Origin of the sequence: Deinococcus multiflagellatus, from assembly GCF_020166415.1 — a bacterium.
In the GTDB taxonomy this organism is placed as follows: domain Bacteria; phylum Deinococcota; class Deinococci; order Deinococcales; family Deinococcaceae; genus Deinococcus; species Deinococcus multiflagellatus.
Genome location: NZ_JAIQXV010000008.1, coordinates 47,424 through 60,765 on the forward strand (window position 1 = coordinate 47,424; position 13,342 = coordinate 60,765).

A 13,342-nucleotide genomic window follows, 5' to 3' on the forward strand; every position below is an offset into this window, starting at 1 on the left:
GCGGCGGTCAGGCCGCAACGCCTGCCAGTCTATCAGGGAAGTGCCCCCGCGCTCCGGCGCTCAGCCCTGTGCCGCCGGCGCCGCGCCGCCAGACTGAGGCCCAGCACGGTCAGCGCGGCGGCGCCCAGGGTCCAGCCAGGGGCGGCCCATAGGGCGTCCCCAACACTCAGCGCCAGCATGGCCAGAAAGGGGGCCAGCAGCATCGCCCAGAACAGGCTGCTGCCCAGCGACACCCACCACGCCTCCTGGCCGGCGCGCAGCACGGCCCTGGGCAGCGTCCCCAGCACCTCCAGCGTCAGCCAACCCACCAGGCTCAGGGCCACCACGGCGCCGGCCGACTCCAGTGGGCCCAGGTCAAGGGTGCGCAACACCACGGCGTTCAGGCCCCCCAGGACCAACCCCAGGCCCGCCAGCATGCGGGACCCGGGCGCCGCCGCCAGGAGGGCCAGTGCGGCGGCAAAGAGGCCCAGCCCCGCCACCCACATAACCCTCGTCAGCAGCGGCGACCTCGCCCGTGGCGGTGGAGGCAACGGCGTCGGGGACAGTGGCCAGCGGTACAGCCGCCCCGATGCAGAGGTGAGGGTGACTTCAAACCCCTCCTCGGTGGCCGGGCGCAGGCGGATGACACTGTCGCTGGCAAAGGGCAAACGGGCCAGTTCTGGCACGGCCTGGGCGCAGGACCGCCCTTCCCAGGCGGCGGGCAGTTGAGGGGTCGGCGAGTCCAGCTGCCTCTGGGCCAGGGCAACCACGCAGCGGCGCAGGGTGTTCTGGGCGCCCACCTCCAGCGCCTCACGCCGGGCTGCGTCGGGGGCGGGGACGGGGGACGCGGCGAGGGCGGCCCCGGTGCCAAGCAGCAGGGCCACGCTCAGGAGGCGGGAGGACACGCCTTTTGTTGTACCGCGCCTGGGCCATGAAAAGAGCCGGCGACCACAGGGGGTCACCGGCCCAGATGCGCTGAGCAGACTCAGTCAGCGGCGGTTTCGGTGGGCACTTCAATGCTGATGAAGCGGCCCTTGGTGCCACGGTTGGTAAACACGACCTTGCCGCTTTCCAGAGCGAACAGGGTGTGGTCGCGGCCCATGCCCACGTTGGGGCCAGCCTTGAACTTGGTGCCGCGCTGACGCACCAGGATGTTGCCGGCCAGCACCTGCTCGCCGCCGAACTTCTTCACGCCCAGGTACTTGGGATTGCTGTCACGGCCGTTCTTGGACGAGCCGACGCCTTTCTTGTGTGCCATTTCAGTTCACCTCAGCCTTTGATGCCCAGAATCTTGATGGCGGTGTAGTCCTGACGGTGGCCGGTGCGGCGGCGGTACTGGATGCCGCTCTTATACTTGCGCACGTAGATCTTGGGGCCACGGCCGTGCTCGACCACTTCGGCGCTGACCGTGAACTTGCCGGCCGCTTCACCGAAGGTCGCCTGCTCGCCGCCCACAAAGATGGGGGTCAGGTCCAGCTTGTCGCCGGCCTCGCCCTTCAGGCTCTCGACGCGGATCACGTCGCCTTCCTGCACGCGGTACTGCTTCCCGCCGGTCTGAATGATTGCAAACATCTTTGTTCCTCCTGCCGCGCGCCCGGACAAGACGCTGCTTGTCGGGCGGCTCTGGCTGCGTTCGTTGCCCCCGCGCCTTGGCGGGTCACCAAGAGCGGAGTGTACCACAGCGGGAAGCGCAACGGGAACGCCACCCGTGGCCGGGGCGGTCAGGCACCAGGGCACGGGGGCAGCAGGCAAACGCGGCGTCTGGCGCGAAGGGGCGCGGCCAGGGGGGCGTAGATTGCGTGCAGGTTCCCGTGTCTGGAACGTGTCCTCGCGGTACACGTAGGCTCGCGGGGGCGCGAGTCGGTGTGCGTCTGACCTCCGGCGCTGGCTGCCTTTGAAGAGCGGCGCAGCGGTCCCGGGCAGCATACCACGCCTGGGGGCCCCAGCGGGAACGCCCGGCCGGTGCAGCGCGTACTGAAGGGCGTGATCAAGCGGATTCGTGCGGTGTGGCGCGACGCCCTGGCCCTGCTGTTCGCCCTGGGGGACCGGCAGACCCCCACCAGTGCCCGGCTGCTGGCCCTGGGGGCGCTGGCCTACGCCCTGCTGCCCCTGGACCTGTTGCCCGACCTCACCCCGGTGCTGGGCCTGGCCGACGACGCCCTGGTGGTGCCGGGGTTGCTGGCGCTGGCGGCGCGCACCCTGCCGGCCCCCGTATACCACGCCGCCCAGGGGCGCAGTCTGGCCCTGCAGCGCCGCCTGCCGTGGCTGGTGCCTGCCGTGGTCCTGGGGGCCCTGGGGACGGCGGGGCTGCTGGGCTGGGCGCTGTGGCAGGCCCTGGCGGGCTAAGCGGGGCCGGCCCGCTGTAACCCCCCATTAACCGAAGCGACTACACTCGGGGCTCAGATGAGACTGCTGCTCGTGGAGGACGACGCCCGCATTGCGCAGCCCACCGCCAGCGCGCTGCGTGAGGCCGGGTACGCCGTCACCTGGGCGCAGACGGGGCCGGAGGGCCTGGAGCAGGCGGCCCTGGGCGACTTTCCACTGGTGGTGCTGGACGTGATGCTGCCCGGGATGGACGGCTTTGCGGTGGCCCGCGAACTGCGTGCCCAGGGCAGCGCCGCCGCCATTCTGTTCCTGACCGCGCGCGGCGAGCTGACCGACCGGGTGGAGGGCCTGGACCTGGGAGGCGACGCTTATCTGGTCAAGCCGTTTGCCATGCCCGAACTGCTGGCCACCCTGCGCGCGCTGTCGCGCCGGGAGCGGGGGCAGGGGGCGCCGCGCGTGGCCTTTGCCGGGGGGCGCGGCCTGCTGGACACGGTGGCCCGCACGGTGGTCTGGGACGGGCAGGAGGTGGCCGTGACCGGGCGCGAGTACGCCCTGCTGGAAACCCTGGCGCTGGCCCCCGAACGCTGGTTCACCCGCGAGGACCTGATTGACCGCGTGTGGGGCCCTGCCTTTGAGGGCGAGGCCCGGATTGTGGACGTGTACGTGCGCTACGTGCGGCGCAAGCTCGCCCCCGAGGCCATCAGCTCCGAGCGGGGGCGGGGTTACCGGGTGGAGCGCTGAAGCCACCATGCGCCGCCTCCACTTACGGCTGACCCTGCGCGCCCAGCTGGCCCTGTGGGCGGCGCTGGCCACCGGCCTCGCCGTGGCCCTGGTGGCGGGCGGGCTGTACGTGGCGGTCAGCGGCTTTCTGCGGCAGGCGCAGGCGCAGCGTCTGAACAGCGCCGTGGAAGTGGTGCAGGGCCGGGTGGAGGACCTGCTGCGCCCCCGCCGCCCCGGCGAGGGCGGGCCGGACGACCTGCTGCCCTCGCTGCTGGGGGTGGCCACGGTTTCGCAGGCGGACCTGGAACGCATTGCCCGTGCGGTGGACGGCGAAGGTCTGGCCCTGCGGGTGGTGGCGCTGCAGGGGGGCGAACTGCAGGCGGTGGGCACAGCGGGCTTTCCGGCGCTCTTCCTGCAGACCCTGGCGCCGGGCCTGCACGGCACCCCGGACGGCGCGGCGCTGCTGCTGGTGAGGCCGCTGCGGGGCAACGCCCTGCTGCAGATTGCCCTGGACACCCGCGCCCTGAACGAGGCGCGGCGGGCGTTTGGGCGCGCACTGACCCTGCTGCTGCCCCTGGCCGTGGCCCTGTCGCTGCTGGTGGGGTGGCTGGTCGCAGGGCGGCTGCTGCGCCCGGTGCGCGCCCTGGAAACAGCGGCCCGAGCGGTGGGGGCGGGCGGCGACCTGCGCCGCCCCCTGCCCGGGGCGGGCGAGGGCGACGAACTGGCGCGGCTGGCCCTGACCCTGCAGGGCGCCTTCGCCCGGCTGGCCGACGCCCGCGAGCGCGAACAGGGCTTCCTGCGCGCCGCCGCCCACGACCTCAGAAGTCCGCTGGCCGCCCTGACCGCCCGGGTGGAAGGCAGCCTCGCCCGCGAGCGCGACGCCGAGCGCTACCGCAGCGAGCTGCAGGAAATTGGCACGGACATCGCGCGGCTCTCCACCCTGGCCAACCACCTGCTGCTGCTGGCGCGCGACCCGGCAGCCGTGCAGCGCGCGCCTGTCCCGCTGCGCGAGCTGGCCGCCGACGCCGTGGACCGCGCCCGCGAACTGGACCCCCTGGCCGATGTGGACCTGCATGCCCCGCAGGCCGTGACCGTGCCCGGCGACCGGGTGCTGCTGGGGCAGGCCATCTGGAACCTCACCACGAACGCGGTGCGCCACGCCCCGGGCGCCGCAGTCACGGTGGCGGTAGAAGCCAGGGAAGGGGGCGCCATGGTGACCGTCACCGACGACGGCCCCGGCGTGGACGCGGCCACCCTGGCCCGGCTGGGCGAGGCGTTCTTCCGGCCCGACGCCAGCCGCAGCCTGGATACCGGCGGGCACGGCCTGGGGCTGGCGCTGGCGCGGCAGGTGGCGGCGCTGCACGGCGGTACGCTGAGCCTGCGCAGCGCGCCGGGGCAGGGCTTTTGCGCGCAGCTGCACCTGCCGGCGGCCGGGCCGGCGCGTCTGGTACCCTGAGCCGCAATGAATATCCAAGGCGAAGCGCACTGGAGCGCGGTGGTGCTGGGCGGCGGCGATCCCGGCGACCCCTTCGCGGCGGCGCACGGCGTGAAGGTCAAGCCCCTGATTCCGGTGGCGGGCCTGACCATGGCCGAGCGGGTGCTGCGGGCCCTGCGCGGCAGCGGGCAGGTGGCGCGCGTGGCCTATGTGGGCCCCACCACCCCCGCCCTGGACCCCTGGATTGACGAGCGGGTCACCGACCACGGCACCCTGCTGAGCAACCTCGAAGCCGGTGTGGAGGCCCTGCGCGCCGCTGGACTGCAGCCCGGCGAGCGGGTGCTGGTGGTCACCGCCGACATTCCGCTGCTGAGCGCCGAACAGGTGCGCGACGTGCTGCGCGCGGCCCCGGACGCCGCGCTGGTGTACCCGGTGGTGCGCCGCGAGGCCTGTGAGGCGGCGTTTCCCGGCGTGAAACGCACCTACGCCCGCCTGAAAGACGGCGTGTTCACGGGGGGCAACCTCTTTCTGCTGGACCCGGCCCTGATCGGGCAGTTCCTGCCCCGGTTGCGCGAGGTACTGGCCGCCCGCAAGGCCCCGCTGCGGCTGGCCGCCCTGATCGGCCCCGGCATTCTGCTGCGGCTGATCACCGGGCGCCTGAGCGTGGCGGCGCTGGAAGCGAAAGTCTCGGCGCTGCTGGGGGTCACGGCGCGCGCCCTGGTCACGCCGCACGCGGCAGTGGGCACCGATGTGGACAAGGACAGCGACCTTGAACTGGTGGCCCGGCACCTCACCGGGGCGGCCAGCGACCCCGCCCAGCCGCCGGCCTGAACCGCGCGCCAATCCTGACCCAGGGAGTCGGTTTTGCGCGCCTGAACGTGAAAAACGTCCAGGCATCCTCTGGGGTTTCGCCCTTGCAGCGGCCCCTTGCCGTGTGCATACTGTCCCCCATGCCTCACGTGATCGTCAGCCCCTGCATCGGTGTCAAGGACCAGGCTTGCACCGAGGTCTGCCCGGTGGAATGCATTTACGACGGTGGTGACCAGTTTGTCATTCACCCCGACGAATGCATTGACTGCGGCGCGTGCGTGCCCGCCTGCCCGGTGAGCGCCATCTTCCCCGAAGAGGACGTGCCCGGCGGCGAGGAAGAGTTCATCGTCAAGAACCGCGCCCACTTCGGGCTCTAAGCCCCGCTGCCGGTTCGTGCCGGCCCCCCCCTGCCACCTGCTGGCCCTCTCCACCCGCTGGGGAGGGCCTTCGCCTTGGCCCTTGCCGCCCTGCGCCCGGCGGGGCTAGCATGGCAGCGCTGCGCCGGAAGTCGACGCGCTGAAGCCTGTGAAGCACAAGGGAGGTGATGACGTGACCCCAGACCCCTTTACCCTGGACGGCGAACCGCCCAGTTTGGCCCGGCCCCTGCGAGTCTTTCTTCTGTTCCCGGAGGTCGCGTCATGCGCCGTTCCCCGTTGTGCTGCACCTTAAAGCGTTTCCATTGGCTCCGGAGTTCCCGGCGCCCTCTCACCCTTCAGGGCCGCTGTGAAGGCCCCCGGAGGCCCGCATGCTGACGTACTACCGCAGCATCGGCGGGAAGCTCACCACGCTGGACCAGTACGTGGACGGCTGCTGGATCAACGCCGCCGACCCCACGCCCGAGGAACTGGCGCGCGTCAGCCGCGAAACGGGGCTGGAGCTGGATTACCTGAGTTACCCCCTGGACCCGGACGAACGCTCCCGCTTTGAGCGCGAAGACGGGCAACTGCTGATCATCATGCAGACGAGTTACCGCCTGCCCGAAGACAGCGATATCCCCTACGACACGGTGCCGCTGGGCATTCTGCACACCGACCACTGCCTGGTCACGGTGTGCGCCCTGCCGGAAAATCCGGTGGTCAAGGATGTGCTCAGTGGGCTGGTGCGCCGGGTGAGCACCGTCAAGAAAAACCGCCTGACGCTGCAGCTGTTTCTGCGCAACGCCCAGCGCTTCCTGATTGACGTGCGGCAGATCAACAAGCGCGTGGACACCATTGAGGATAAGCTGGAAAACAGCCAGCAGAACCGCGAACTGCTGAACCTGCTGAAACTGGAAAAGAGCCTCGTGTACTTCCTGACCGGCCTGAAGGCCAACGAGGCCATGATGGAACGGGTCAAGCGCGACCGGATTTTCGAGATGTACGAAGAAGACAGTGACCTGCTGGACGACGTGCTGATCGAGAACCTGCAGGCCATCGAGATGGCCAGTATTGCCAGCAACATTCTGACCAGCATGGCGGGCGCCTTTGCCAGCGTGATTTCCAACAACGTGAATCAGGTGGTGAAGGTGCTGACGGTGACGACCATTCTGGTGGCGATTCCCACCCTGGTCACCAGCATTTTCGGTATGAACGTACCGCTGCCCTTTCAGGAAAACCCCGAAGGCATGTGGATTGTCCTGGCGCTGGCTTTGGCCCTGGCCGGAACCCTGGCCGGCATTTTCTACCGCCTGCGCGTGCTGTGAGCGGCACGGTGGCTGATCCGGTCTGGGCCAGGGTGCTGGCAGGTGCCCGCGCCTATGGCTGGCAGGTCGTCATGGTGCCCGAGGACGCTGAGGGCCCAGCCTTTGCCTACACGGTCGGCTTGACGCAGACCTTCCGCCATCCAGAGTTGATTCTTTTCGGGCTGCCGCTGCCCACCATGCAGGCCATCCTGAATCTGGCGGTGGCGCTGATTCGAGAAGGGCAGCGTTTTCAGGCCGGAACCCATTCAGAGCAACTGCTGGAGCAGACCGAAGTGCGGTTTGGGCAGGTCAACGCCCGGCACCACGGTGAGTTTCTGGGAACGGCCCAGCGCTTTTCGGGGGATGTGCCGTTCGCCGCCCTGCAGATCATCTGGCCCAATCGGGCGGGCCAGTTTCCCGGCCCCGGTCTGCCCGTTTCGGTGACCCGTCAACCGCTGCTTCAATGAAACGAACCAGAGGCTCCTGCCCCTGGCTCGCGGTGGACCGGGCGGGTCAGTCCTGGCTGGTGACCATCAGCAGCGCGCCCAGCAGGGCCAGATTCTTCAGAAACTGTGTCTGCTGCTGCTGGCGCTCCTTGCCGGACTTGTCCCAGAAGGGGTGGCCGATGACGCTGGTGGGGATCAGGCTGGCGGCCAGGGCGGTGGCGCTGACGCGGGGGGCCAGCCCCAGGGCCAGCAGGGCGCCCGCCCCCACCATGACGCCGCTGTTGACCTTGACGGCCAGTTCGGGTTCGGGCACCTCGGCGCCGCGCGCGGCGCGCACGATAGGTTCGGGGTGCTGCAGGTGGTCCAGGCCGCTCTTGATGAAGATGCTTGCGAGCAGCGCCCGCCCGATGAATCTCGTCACGCTCATGCCTTCTGCCCTCCTTTGAACTGCCCCGGAGTGTAGCGCAGCCCGCCCCCGGGCGGTCTTCAGAGCCCCTGAATCACCGCCAGCTGCCGGGTGATCTCGCGCATCACGTCCTGCACGGCGGCGGTGCCAGTGGAGAGCAGGCGCACATATTCCTCGTGGGTCAGGGCGCCTTCCTCGGCGCCGCCCTGCACCTCCACGATCAGCCCCGCGTCGGTGGCGACCACGTTCAGGTCGGCGCGCGCGGCCTTGTCCTCGGCGTAGTCCAGGTCCACGCGCACCTCGTCGCCCAGCAGCCCCACGCTGATGGCCCCCACATTGCGCGCAATGGGCCAGTCGGTGAGTTGGCCTTTCTGAATCAGGCGGTCACAGAAGTCGTGCAGGGCGGCGTGGCCGGCCAGAATACTGGCGACCCGGGTGCCGCCGTCCGCCACCAGCACGTCGCAGTCCACGTACAACGTCTGGTTGCGAAAGAAGCGCAGGTCCATCCCGGCGCGCAGGGCGCGGCCCAGCAGGCGCTGAATCTCGTAGCGGCGCCCGTTTTGCAGGTTGCGTTCCCGGGCCTGCCGGTCGGTGGTGGCGCGCGGCAGCATGGAGTATTCGGCCGTCAGCCAGCCCTCTTTCTTGCCGCGCATGTGGGGGGCAGGCTTTTCTTCCAGGGTCACGGTCGCCAGGATTTCGGTGCGCCCCATGATCAGGTGCGCGCTGCCCGGCGCGTGCGGGTTCACGCCGCGCTTGACGGTCACGGGCCGGGGGGTGAGGGGGTCGCGGCCCTCGCGGGCGGGAAACTTGCTGGATTGGGGGGCAGTCATGTGTGCAGGCGCTCGATTCTGGGCGCGGGGGCCCGGTGAGGTTCTTCCCCATTGTGCATGGTTTCGGCCAGCAGCGCGGCGAAGACTGGGGCAGCGCGCGCCGGGTCGCCGGTCACGAAGTAGCGCACCGTGCCGGCCGTGGTGTCGGGGGCAAGCAGCCCGGCGGCGTCCAGCACGCGCCGGGTGTGGCGGGCCACGGCCGCGCCGCTGTCCAGCAGGGCGAAGGTGTCGCCAAATTCCGCGCGGAGGCTGGCGGCCAGAAAGGGGTAATGGGTGCAGCCCAGCACCAGCTGATCGGCCCCCGCCTGGGCCAGCGGGGTCAGCACCTCGCGCAGCACCGCCCGCGTCTCTACATGGTCGGCCTTGCCCGCTTCCACCAGCGGCACCAGTTCGGTGCTCACCGCCCGGAGCACCTGCACGCCCGCCGGCTCGGCCCACTCGCGGATCACATCGGCCAGCAGGGTGCCGCGCAGGGTGCCGGGGGTGGCCAGCACGCCCACCACGCCGCTGCGGGTGGCCTGCACGGCGGGTTTCACTGCCGGGACCAGCCCAATGATGGGCATGTCGAACCGTTCGCGCAGGTGCGTGAGGCTGAAGGCCGACGCCGTGTTGCACGCCACCACCACGGCCCCGGCCCCCTGCGCGTGCAGCGCCGCCACGGCCCGCTCGGTCAGGGCGCGGATCTCGTCGTCGGGGCGCGCGCCGTAGGGCACATGGGCGGTATCGGCCAGATACAGCAGGTCCTGGCCGGGCAGGGCGCGGCGCAGCTCGGCCAGCACGCTCAGGCCGCCCACGCCGGAATCGAACACGCCCAGGGGCGGGGGAGGGGTCATGGCCGTCAGTGTAGAAGGGCCGCCCCCATCTCCCAAGGGGTGGGGGTTCACCCAAAAGCGCTACAGGGGTGAGGCCGCGCCACATTCGGGTTCAGTCACAGATGGAGCGCGGCGCCCGGAACGGCCCTGGGGATCACCCGGGGCCGCTCTGCTGGGAAAGAGGAGAAGGCTCGCGCGAAACAGTTGCCCCGCCCGTTCACCTGCGCCCCCTGCTAAGTCCGAGGAGGCCCAGGCTGCCGCAGTCAGACCGGGCTGGGCGCCGCTGTCGCCTGGGCCTGCAGCGCCTGGTCGGTCCTCGCCCGCTGGCGGTCCAGGCTTTCCACCGCCGACACCGCCACCGCCGCCACCTGAATCAGTTCGGCGCGGTAGTCGTCCAGGCTGCGTGCGCCGCGCACGCCCGCCTGCTTGTCGCAGTGGGTCATCAGGGCTTCCAGAGCGGCGTTGTTCGCTTCGCCCACCTCTTCACCCAGCACCATCAGCCACACGGCGGGCTCCAGATTCTGCTCGCCCCACTTGGCCTCCTGGCGCTGGCGTTCGCGCTCCACCTCGGCCAGCACCCCGGGCGTGGCCTGGGTCATGCGCCCAGCTCCTCGCGCAGCAGCCCGCCCAGGGCGCGCATGCCGGTGTCGATCTGTTCAGGCGTGGCGTTGGAGTAGCTCAGGCGCATGGTGTTCTCGCCGCCGCCCAGGGCGTAAAACGGGCTGCCGGGCACATAGGCCACCTTGCGCTCCACCGCGCGGGGCAGCAGGGGCCCCGTGTTCACGCGCGCCGGCAGGGTCAGCCACAGGAACATGCCCCCTTCGGGCGTGGTGTGCTCCACCTCGGCCGGAAAGTGCGCGCGGATGGCCCGCAGCATGTGCTGCGCCCGCTCCCCGTACGCCTGACGCACCCGCTCGATCTGGCGGGGCAGGACGTCGTGCACCAGTTCGGCCATGATCATCTGGTTCAGCGTGGGCGTGTGCAGGTCCGAGCCCTGCTTGGCCTGAATCAGCTTGGCGATGATCGGCGCGGCGGCCTGCACCCAGGCGTCGCGCAGCCCCGGCGCCAGGGTCTTGGAAAACGAGCTGGAATACACCACATGGTTGCGGTCCGGGTCGCCGTGCAGGCGCAGGCCCAGTTCGTAGAGGCTGGGCGCCGGCTCGCCGGAAAAGCGCAGCTGGCCGTAGGGGTCGTCTTCAATGACCAGCACGCCGTACTGCGCGGTCAGCTCGACGAGCCGCTGGCGGCGCTCGGCGCTGAGGGTGCGGCCCGTGGGGTTCTGAAAGTTAGGAATGGCGTACAGCAGTTTGGCCCGTTCCCGCTTCAGCACCTCTTCCAGCGCGTCCACGTCAATGCCGCCCTCATCGGTGGGCAGCTGCACGTAGCGCGGCAGGTAGGGCTGAAAGGACTGCAGCGCCCCCAGGTAGGTGGGGGCTTCGACCAGCACCACGTCGCCTTCGTCCAGCAGCACCTTGCCCAGCAGGTCCAGGCCCTGCTGGCTGCCAGTCACGATCTGCACGTTGGCGGCCGGAATGCCCGCCTGCGCGCCAATCCACTCGCGCAGCGGCGAGTGGCCTTCGGTGGTGGAGTACTGCAGCGCCGCCGCCCCGGCGCGGTCCAGCACCGCGTTGGTGGCCGCGCGCACCTCTTCTATGGGAAACAGTTCGGGCGCTGGCAGGCCGCCCGCGAACGAGATCACGTCCGGGCGCTGGGTGATTTTCAGAATCTCGCGGATGGCGCTGGCGTTCATGGTGCGGGCCCGGCGCGAGAGGGCGCTGGCCGGATCAAACGCGACAGAAGGGCGGCTCATACCTGCCATGCTACGCCCCGGCCCCCCGCTCGGCCCAGTCGTGTGGACGCCTGGCCCGCACCCGGCCCCGCGAGCCGTTAAAGTGGGGGCGCTCACAGTGACCTGTGGGGCCGCCGGCCTCGCCTGCGCCCGCCCTGGCCGCTGCTGAACACGCGCCCGCTCTGCCCGGCTCCGGCGGCCCTCACGGCCGCCCCCCCCGCGCCCCCAAGGAGGCACTCACATGCTCGTCACTGGTAACGACATTCTGGTTCCCGCCCGCGCTGGCAAATACGGCGTGGCCTCGTTCAACACGAACAACATGGAAATCACGCAGGCGATCATTCACACCGCTGAAAAGCTGCGCAGCCCCGTGATGGTGCAGATGAGCGAGGGCGCCATCAAGTACGGCGGTCAGGATCTGGCCAACATCGTCATTGACATTGCCGGGCGCGCCAGCGTGCCGGTGGCGCTGCACCTGGACCACGGCTCCTCGTATGCGTCGGCGCTGAAGGCGATCAAGATGGGCTTTACCAGCGTGATGATTGACGCCTCGCACCACCCCTTCGAGGAAAACGTCAAGGAAACCCGGCGCGTGGTGGAAGCCGCGCACGCCATGGGCATCAGCGTGGAGTCCGAGCTAGGGCGCCTGGGCGGCATCGAAGAGCACATCGTGGTGGACGAGAAAGACGCCTTCCTGACCGACCCCGAGGAAGCCGTGCAGTTTATCGAGCAGACCGGCACCGATTACCTCGCCATTGCCATTGGCACCAGCCACGGCGCCTACAAGGGCAAGGGCCGCCCCTTTATTGACCACGCCCGCATCGAGAAAATTGCGCAGCTGACCAGCATTCCCCTCGTGGCACACGGCTCCAGCGGCGTGCCGGCCGAGATCGTGGAGCGCTTCCGCACGGGCGGCGGCGTGATCGGCGATGCGGCCGGCATTGCCGACGAGGACCTGCAGCGCGCCACCGGCCACGGCATTGCCAAGGTGAATGTGGACACCGACCTGCGTCTGGCCAGCACCGTGGCCATCCGCGAGGCCCTGAACGCCAACCCCAAAGAATTCGACCCCCGCAAGATCTTTGGCCCCGCCCGCGACCTGATGAGCCAGATCGTGGAGCACAAACTGACCGTGCTGGGCAGCGTGGGCAAGGCCTGAACCGCGCCGTTTGAGCCCCCCAGGCGCGCCTGCTGTCCCGCAAGGGGGCAGGCGCGCGCCCATGGCCAACCGACCTGACGGCCACCTGATGGGGGGTTCATCTTTCTGCCGCTCCGCAGCGGTGAATTCTCACCCTGGGGGTCTATGCTCGCCAGTGCATGACGCTGGCCCGGCCCCTCTGTGCACTTGCCCTTGTGTCTGGCTTGCTGGTGGCCGGAGACGGCTTTGGCGCGTCCTCGGCGCCCAGCCCAGCGGTCCTGTCACCCGCACTGCTGACCAAATTGAGCAGCCTGCTGCCGCAGACCGCGCAGCCGGTCACGCTGCTGACCCGCCGCTCCAGCATTTCCACCGTGCAGCTGGAATTGCAGGTGGCCAACGCGGGCGGCGATCCGGGCGTGCTGCGCCAGATTGCCGTCAGCGCGGCACGGGGCATTAAGCCCGTGTACGACGAGCGCCTGAACATCTCGCCCGAGGAGTTCAGGAAGTACGTGGTGTTTCAGGAAACGCTGGTGTCCACGGGCAAGACGTTCCGGCTCGCGGTCACGCGCGACGCCACCCGCGTGACCTTTGGCGACGGCCCCTCCATGAATGGGGTGCTGCGTGGGGTCAGCGTTGACCTGAAAACCGGCGAGATGCGCTCGCCCGAAGGCTTTACGGCGCGCCCAGCCACGGTGCCGGCCAACGACGATCCCAACCGGGGCTTGGAAGTCAAAACCGGCTTTCAGTGGCGGATTTTTGGCAGCAACGCGACCCAGGGCCGCGGCGTGAACGGCACGCTGACCCTGCTGCACCTGAGCAGCGGGCGCATTGTGCTGGCCTACAAGCGCAACAGCATGATGGACAACAAAATCAACCAGGGCGAGCTGATCGTGGACTATACCCGCCCCTGATGCCCGCCTGACCGCAGGTCAAGGTCTCCTCACCTTCCCTTCAGGGCACGTCACGGCCCGCCGCCTACCCTAAGCGGCATG

17 protein-coding genes are annotated in these 13,342 nt (G+C 69.9%); 9 read left to right on the forward strand and 8 right to left on the reverse strand.

Translation table 11 applies throughout. The annotated features are described in order from the left end of the window. Nucleotides 1–32: 32 nt before the first annotated feature. The 3 genes from K7W41_RS11335 to rplU all read right to left on the reverse strand — a co-directional run bounded on the left by K7W41_RS11335 (nt 33) and on the right by rplU (nt 1,551). Nucleotides 33–884: a hypothetical protein gene (locus tag K7W41_RS11335; RefSeq protein WP_224608258.1), complete on the reverse strand. Its 852-nt coding sequence runs from the start codon at nt 882–884 to the stop codon at nt 33–35. An 80-nt stretch (nt 885–964) separates the two neighbouring features. After that, nucleotides 965–1,237 carry a 50S ribosomal protein L27 gene (gene rpmA / locus K7W41_RS11340; RefSeq protein ID WP_221090498.1) on the reverse strand — a complete coding sequence of 91 codons (273 nt, stop codon included), beginning with the start codon at nt 1,235–1,237 and terminating at the stop codon, nt 965–967. Between the two features lie 11 nt (nt 1,238–1,248). Then, on the reverse strand, nt 1,249–1,551 hold the full coding sequence (rplU, locus tag K7W41_RS11345) for a 50S ribosomal protein L21 (protein ID WP_221090499.1): 303 nt from the start codon (nt 1,549–1,551) through the stop codon (nt 1,249–1,251). Between the two features lie 411 nt (nt 1,552–1,962). On the opposite strand from rplU, the gene K7W41_RS11350 reads away from it, so the two are divergent. The 7 genes from K7W41_RS11350 to K7W41_RS11380 all read left to right on the forward strand — a co-directional run bounded on the left by K7W41_RS11350 (nt 1,963) and on the right by K7W41_RS11380 (nt 7,396). Continuing rightward, the gene (locus K7W41_RS11350) at nt 1,963–2,325 is read left to right on the forward strand and encodes a DUF1232 domain-containing protein (RefSeq protein ID WP_224608261.1); all 363 of its coding nucleotides are present in this window, start codon (nt 1,963–1,965) and stop codon (nt 2,323–2,325) included. A 57-nt stretch (nt 2,326–2,382) separates the two neighbouring features. Further along, the gene (locus tag K7W41_RS11355) at nt 2,383–3,045 is read left to right on the forward strand and encodes a response regulator transcription factor (protein ID WP_224608264.1); all 663 of its coding nucleotides are present in this window, start codon (nt 2,383–2,385) and stop codon (nt 3,043–3,045) included. A gap of 7 nt (nt 3,046–3,052) precedes the next feature. Then, the gene (locus tag K7W41_RS11360) at nt 3,053–4,480 is read left to right on the forward strand and encodes a sensor histidine kinase (protein ID WP_224608267.1); all 1,428 of its coding nucleotides are present in this window, start codon (nt 3,053–3,055) and stop codon (nt 4,478–4,480) included. A 6-nt stretch (nt 4,481–4,486) separates the two neighbouring features. Further along, nucleotides 4,487–5,290 carry a nucleotidyltransferase family protein gene (locus K7W41_RS11365; protein WP_224608270.1) on the forward strand — a complete coding sequence of 268 codons (804 nt, stop codon included), beginning with the start codon at nt 4,487–4,489 and terminating at the stop codon, nt 5,288–5,290. Nucleotides 5,291–5,409: 119 nt separating this feature from the next. Beyond that, nucleotides 5,410–5,646, forward strand: coding sequence for a ferredoxin (locus K7W41_RS11370; protein WP_084050657.1), 237 nt, complete (start codon nt 5,410–5,412; stop codon nt 5,644–5,646). Between the two features lie 368 nt (nt 5,647–6,014). Next, the gene (locus K7W41_RS11375) at nt 6,015–6,950 is read left to right on the forward strand and encodes a magnesium transporter CorA family protein (RefSeq protein ID WP_224608273.1); all 936 of its coding nucleotides are present in this window, start codon (nt 6,015–6,017) and stop codon (nt 6,948–6,950) included. Then, nucleotides 6,947–7,396 carry a DUF4262 domain-containing protein gene (locus K7W41_RS11380; protein ID WP_224608276.1) on the forward strand — a complete coding sequence of 150 codons (450 nt, stop codon included), beginning with the start codon at nt 6,947–6,949 and terminating at the stop codon, nt 7,394–7,396. The genes K7W41_RS11375 and K7W41_RS11380 overlap by 4 nt, the downstream gene beginning before the upstream one ends. Before the next feature lie 46 nt (nt 7,397–7,442). Here the strand turns inward: K7W41_RS11380 and K7W41_RS11385 are convergent, their stop codons facing one another. The 5 genes from K7W41_RS11385 to K7W41_RS11405 all read right to left on the reverse strand — a co-directional run bounded on the left by K7W41_RS11385 (nt 7,443) and on the right by K7W41_RS11405 (nt 11,233). Further along, nucleotides 7,443–7,802, reverse strand: a complete 360-nt coding sequence (locus tag K7W41_RS11385) for a DoxX family protein (protein ID WP_221090506.1) — start codon at nt 7,800–7,802, stop codon at nt 7,443–7,445. A 59-nt stretch (nt 7,803–7,861) separates the two neighbouring features. Beyond that, nucleotides 7,862–8,611, reverse strand: coding sequence for a ribonuclease PH (rph, locus tag K7W41_RS11390; RefSeq protein ID WP_221090507.1), 750 nt, complete (start codon nt 8,609–8,611; stop codon nt 7,862–7,864). Then, nucleotides 8,608–9,444, reverse strand: a complete 837-nt coding sequence (gene murI, locus K7W41_RS11395) for a glutamate racemase (RefSeq protein WP_224608279.1) — start codon at nt 9,442–9,444, stop codon at nt 8,608–8,610. The genes rph and murI overlap by 4 nt, the downstream gene beginning before the upstream one ends. A gap of 242 nt (nt 9,445–9,686) precedes the next feature. After that, complete coding sequence (locus K7W41_RS11400; RefSeq protein ID WP_224608282.1) at nt 9,687–10,022, reverse strand: nucleoside triphosphate pyrophosphohydrolase family protein; 336 nt, start codon at nt 10,020–10,022, stop codon at nt 9,687–9,689. Beyond that, nucleotides 10,019–11,233 carry an aminotransferase-like domain-containing protein gene (locus K7W41_RS11405; RefSeq protein ID WP_224608285.1) on the reverse strand — a complete coding sequence of 405 codons (1,215 nt, stop codon included), beginning with the start codon at nt 11,231–11,233 and terminating at the stop codon, nt 10,019–10,021. The genes K7W41_RS11400 and K7W41_RS11405 overlap by 4 nt, the downstream gene beginning before the upstream one ends. A gap of 220 nt (nt 11,234–11,453) precedes the next feature. Between K7W41_RS11405 and fba the strand changes: the two genes are divergently transcribed. Together fba and K7W41_RS11415 are read left to right on the forward strand one after the other, a co-directional pair. Then, on the forward strand, nt 11,454–12,371 hold the full coding sequence (gene fba, locus K7W41_RS11410) for a class II fructose-1,6-bisphosphate aldolase (RefSeq protein WP_224608288.1): 918 nt from the start codon (nt 11,454–11,456) through the stop codon (nt 12,369–12,371). 194 nt (nt 12,372–12,565) lie between these two features. Continuing rightward, nucleotides 12,566–13,261, forward strand: coding sequence for a hypothetical protein (locus K7W41_RS11415; RefSeq protein WP_224608291.1), 696 nt, complete (start codon nt 12,566–12,568; stop codon nt 13,259–13,261). The last annotated feature ends 81 nt before the right edge of the window (nt 13,262–13,342 follow it).

Excerpts from the sequence above, each read along its gene's own strand:
- rpmA (WP_221090498.1), bottom strand. The coding sequence starts at position 1,237 with ATGGCACACAAGAAAGGCGTCGGCTCGTCCAAGAACGGCCGTGACAGC.
- rplU (WP_221090499.1), bottom strand. The coding sequence starts at position 1,551 with ATGTTTGCAATCATTCAGACCGGCGGGAAGCAGTACCGCGTGCAGGAA.
- K7W41_RS11355 (WP_224608264.1), top strand. The coding sequence starts at position 2,383 with ATGAGACTGCTGCTCGTGGAGGACGACGCCCGCATTGCGCAGCCCACC.
- K7W41_RS11360 (WP_224608267.1), top strand. The coding sequence starts at position 3,053 with ATGCGCCGCCTCCACTTACGGCTGACCCTGCGCGCCCAGCTGGCCCTG.
- K7W41_RS11365 (WP_224608270.1), top strand. The coding sequence starts at position 4,487 with ATGAATATCCAAGGCGAAGCGCACTGGAGCGCGGTGGTGCTGGGCGGC.
- K7W41_RS11370 (WP_084050657.1), top strand. The coding sequence starts at position 5,410 with ATGCCTCACGTGATCGTCAGCCCCTGCATCGGTGTCAAGGACCAGGCT.
- K7W41_RS11375 (WP_224608273.1), top strand. The coding sequence starts at position 6,015 with ATGCTGACGTACTACCGCAGCATCGGCGGGAAGCTCACCACGCTGGAC.
- K7W41_RS11385 (WP_221090506.1), bottom strand. The coding sequence starts at position 7,802 with ATGAGCGTGACGAGATTCATCGGGCGGGCGCTGCTCGCAAGCATCTTC.
- rph (WP_221090507.1), bottom strand. The coding sequence starts at position 8,611 with ATGACTGCCCCCCAATCCAGCAAGTTTCCCGCCCGCGAGGGCCGCGAC.
- murI (WP_224608279.1), bottom strand. The coding sequence starts at position 9,444 with ATGACCCCTCCCCCGCCCCTGGGCGTGTTCGATTCCGGCGTGGGCGGC.
- K7W41_RS11400 (WP_224608282.1), bottom strand. The coding sequence starts at position 10,022 with ATGACCCAGGCCACGCCCGGGGTGCTGGCCGAGGTGGAGCGCGAACGC.
- K7W41_RS11405 (WP_224608285.1), bottom strand. The coding sequence starts at position 11,233 with ATGAGCCGCCCTTCTGTCGCGTTTGATCCGGCCAGCGCCCTCTCGCGC.
- fba (WP_224608288.1), top strand. The coding sequence starts at position 11,454 with ATGCTCGTCACTGGTAACGACATTCTGGTTCCCGCCCGCGCTGGCAAA.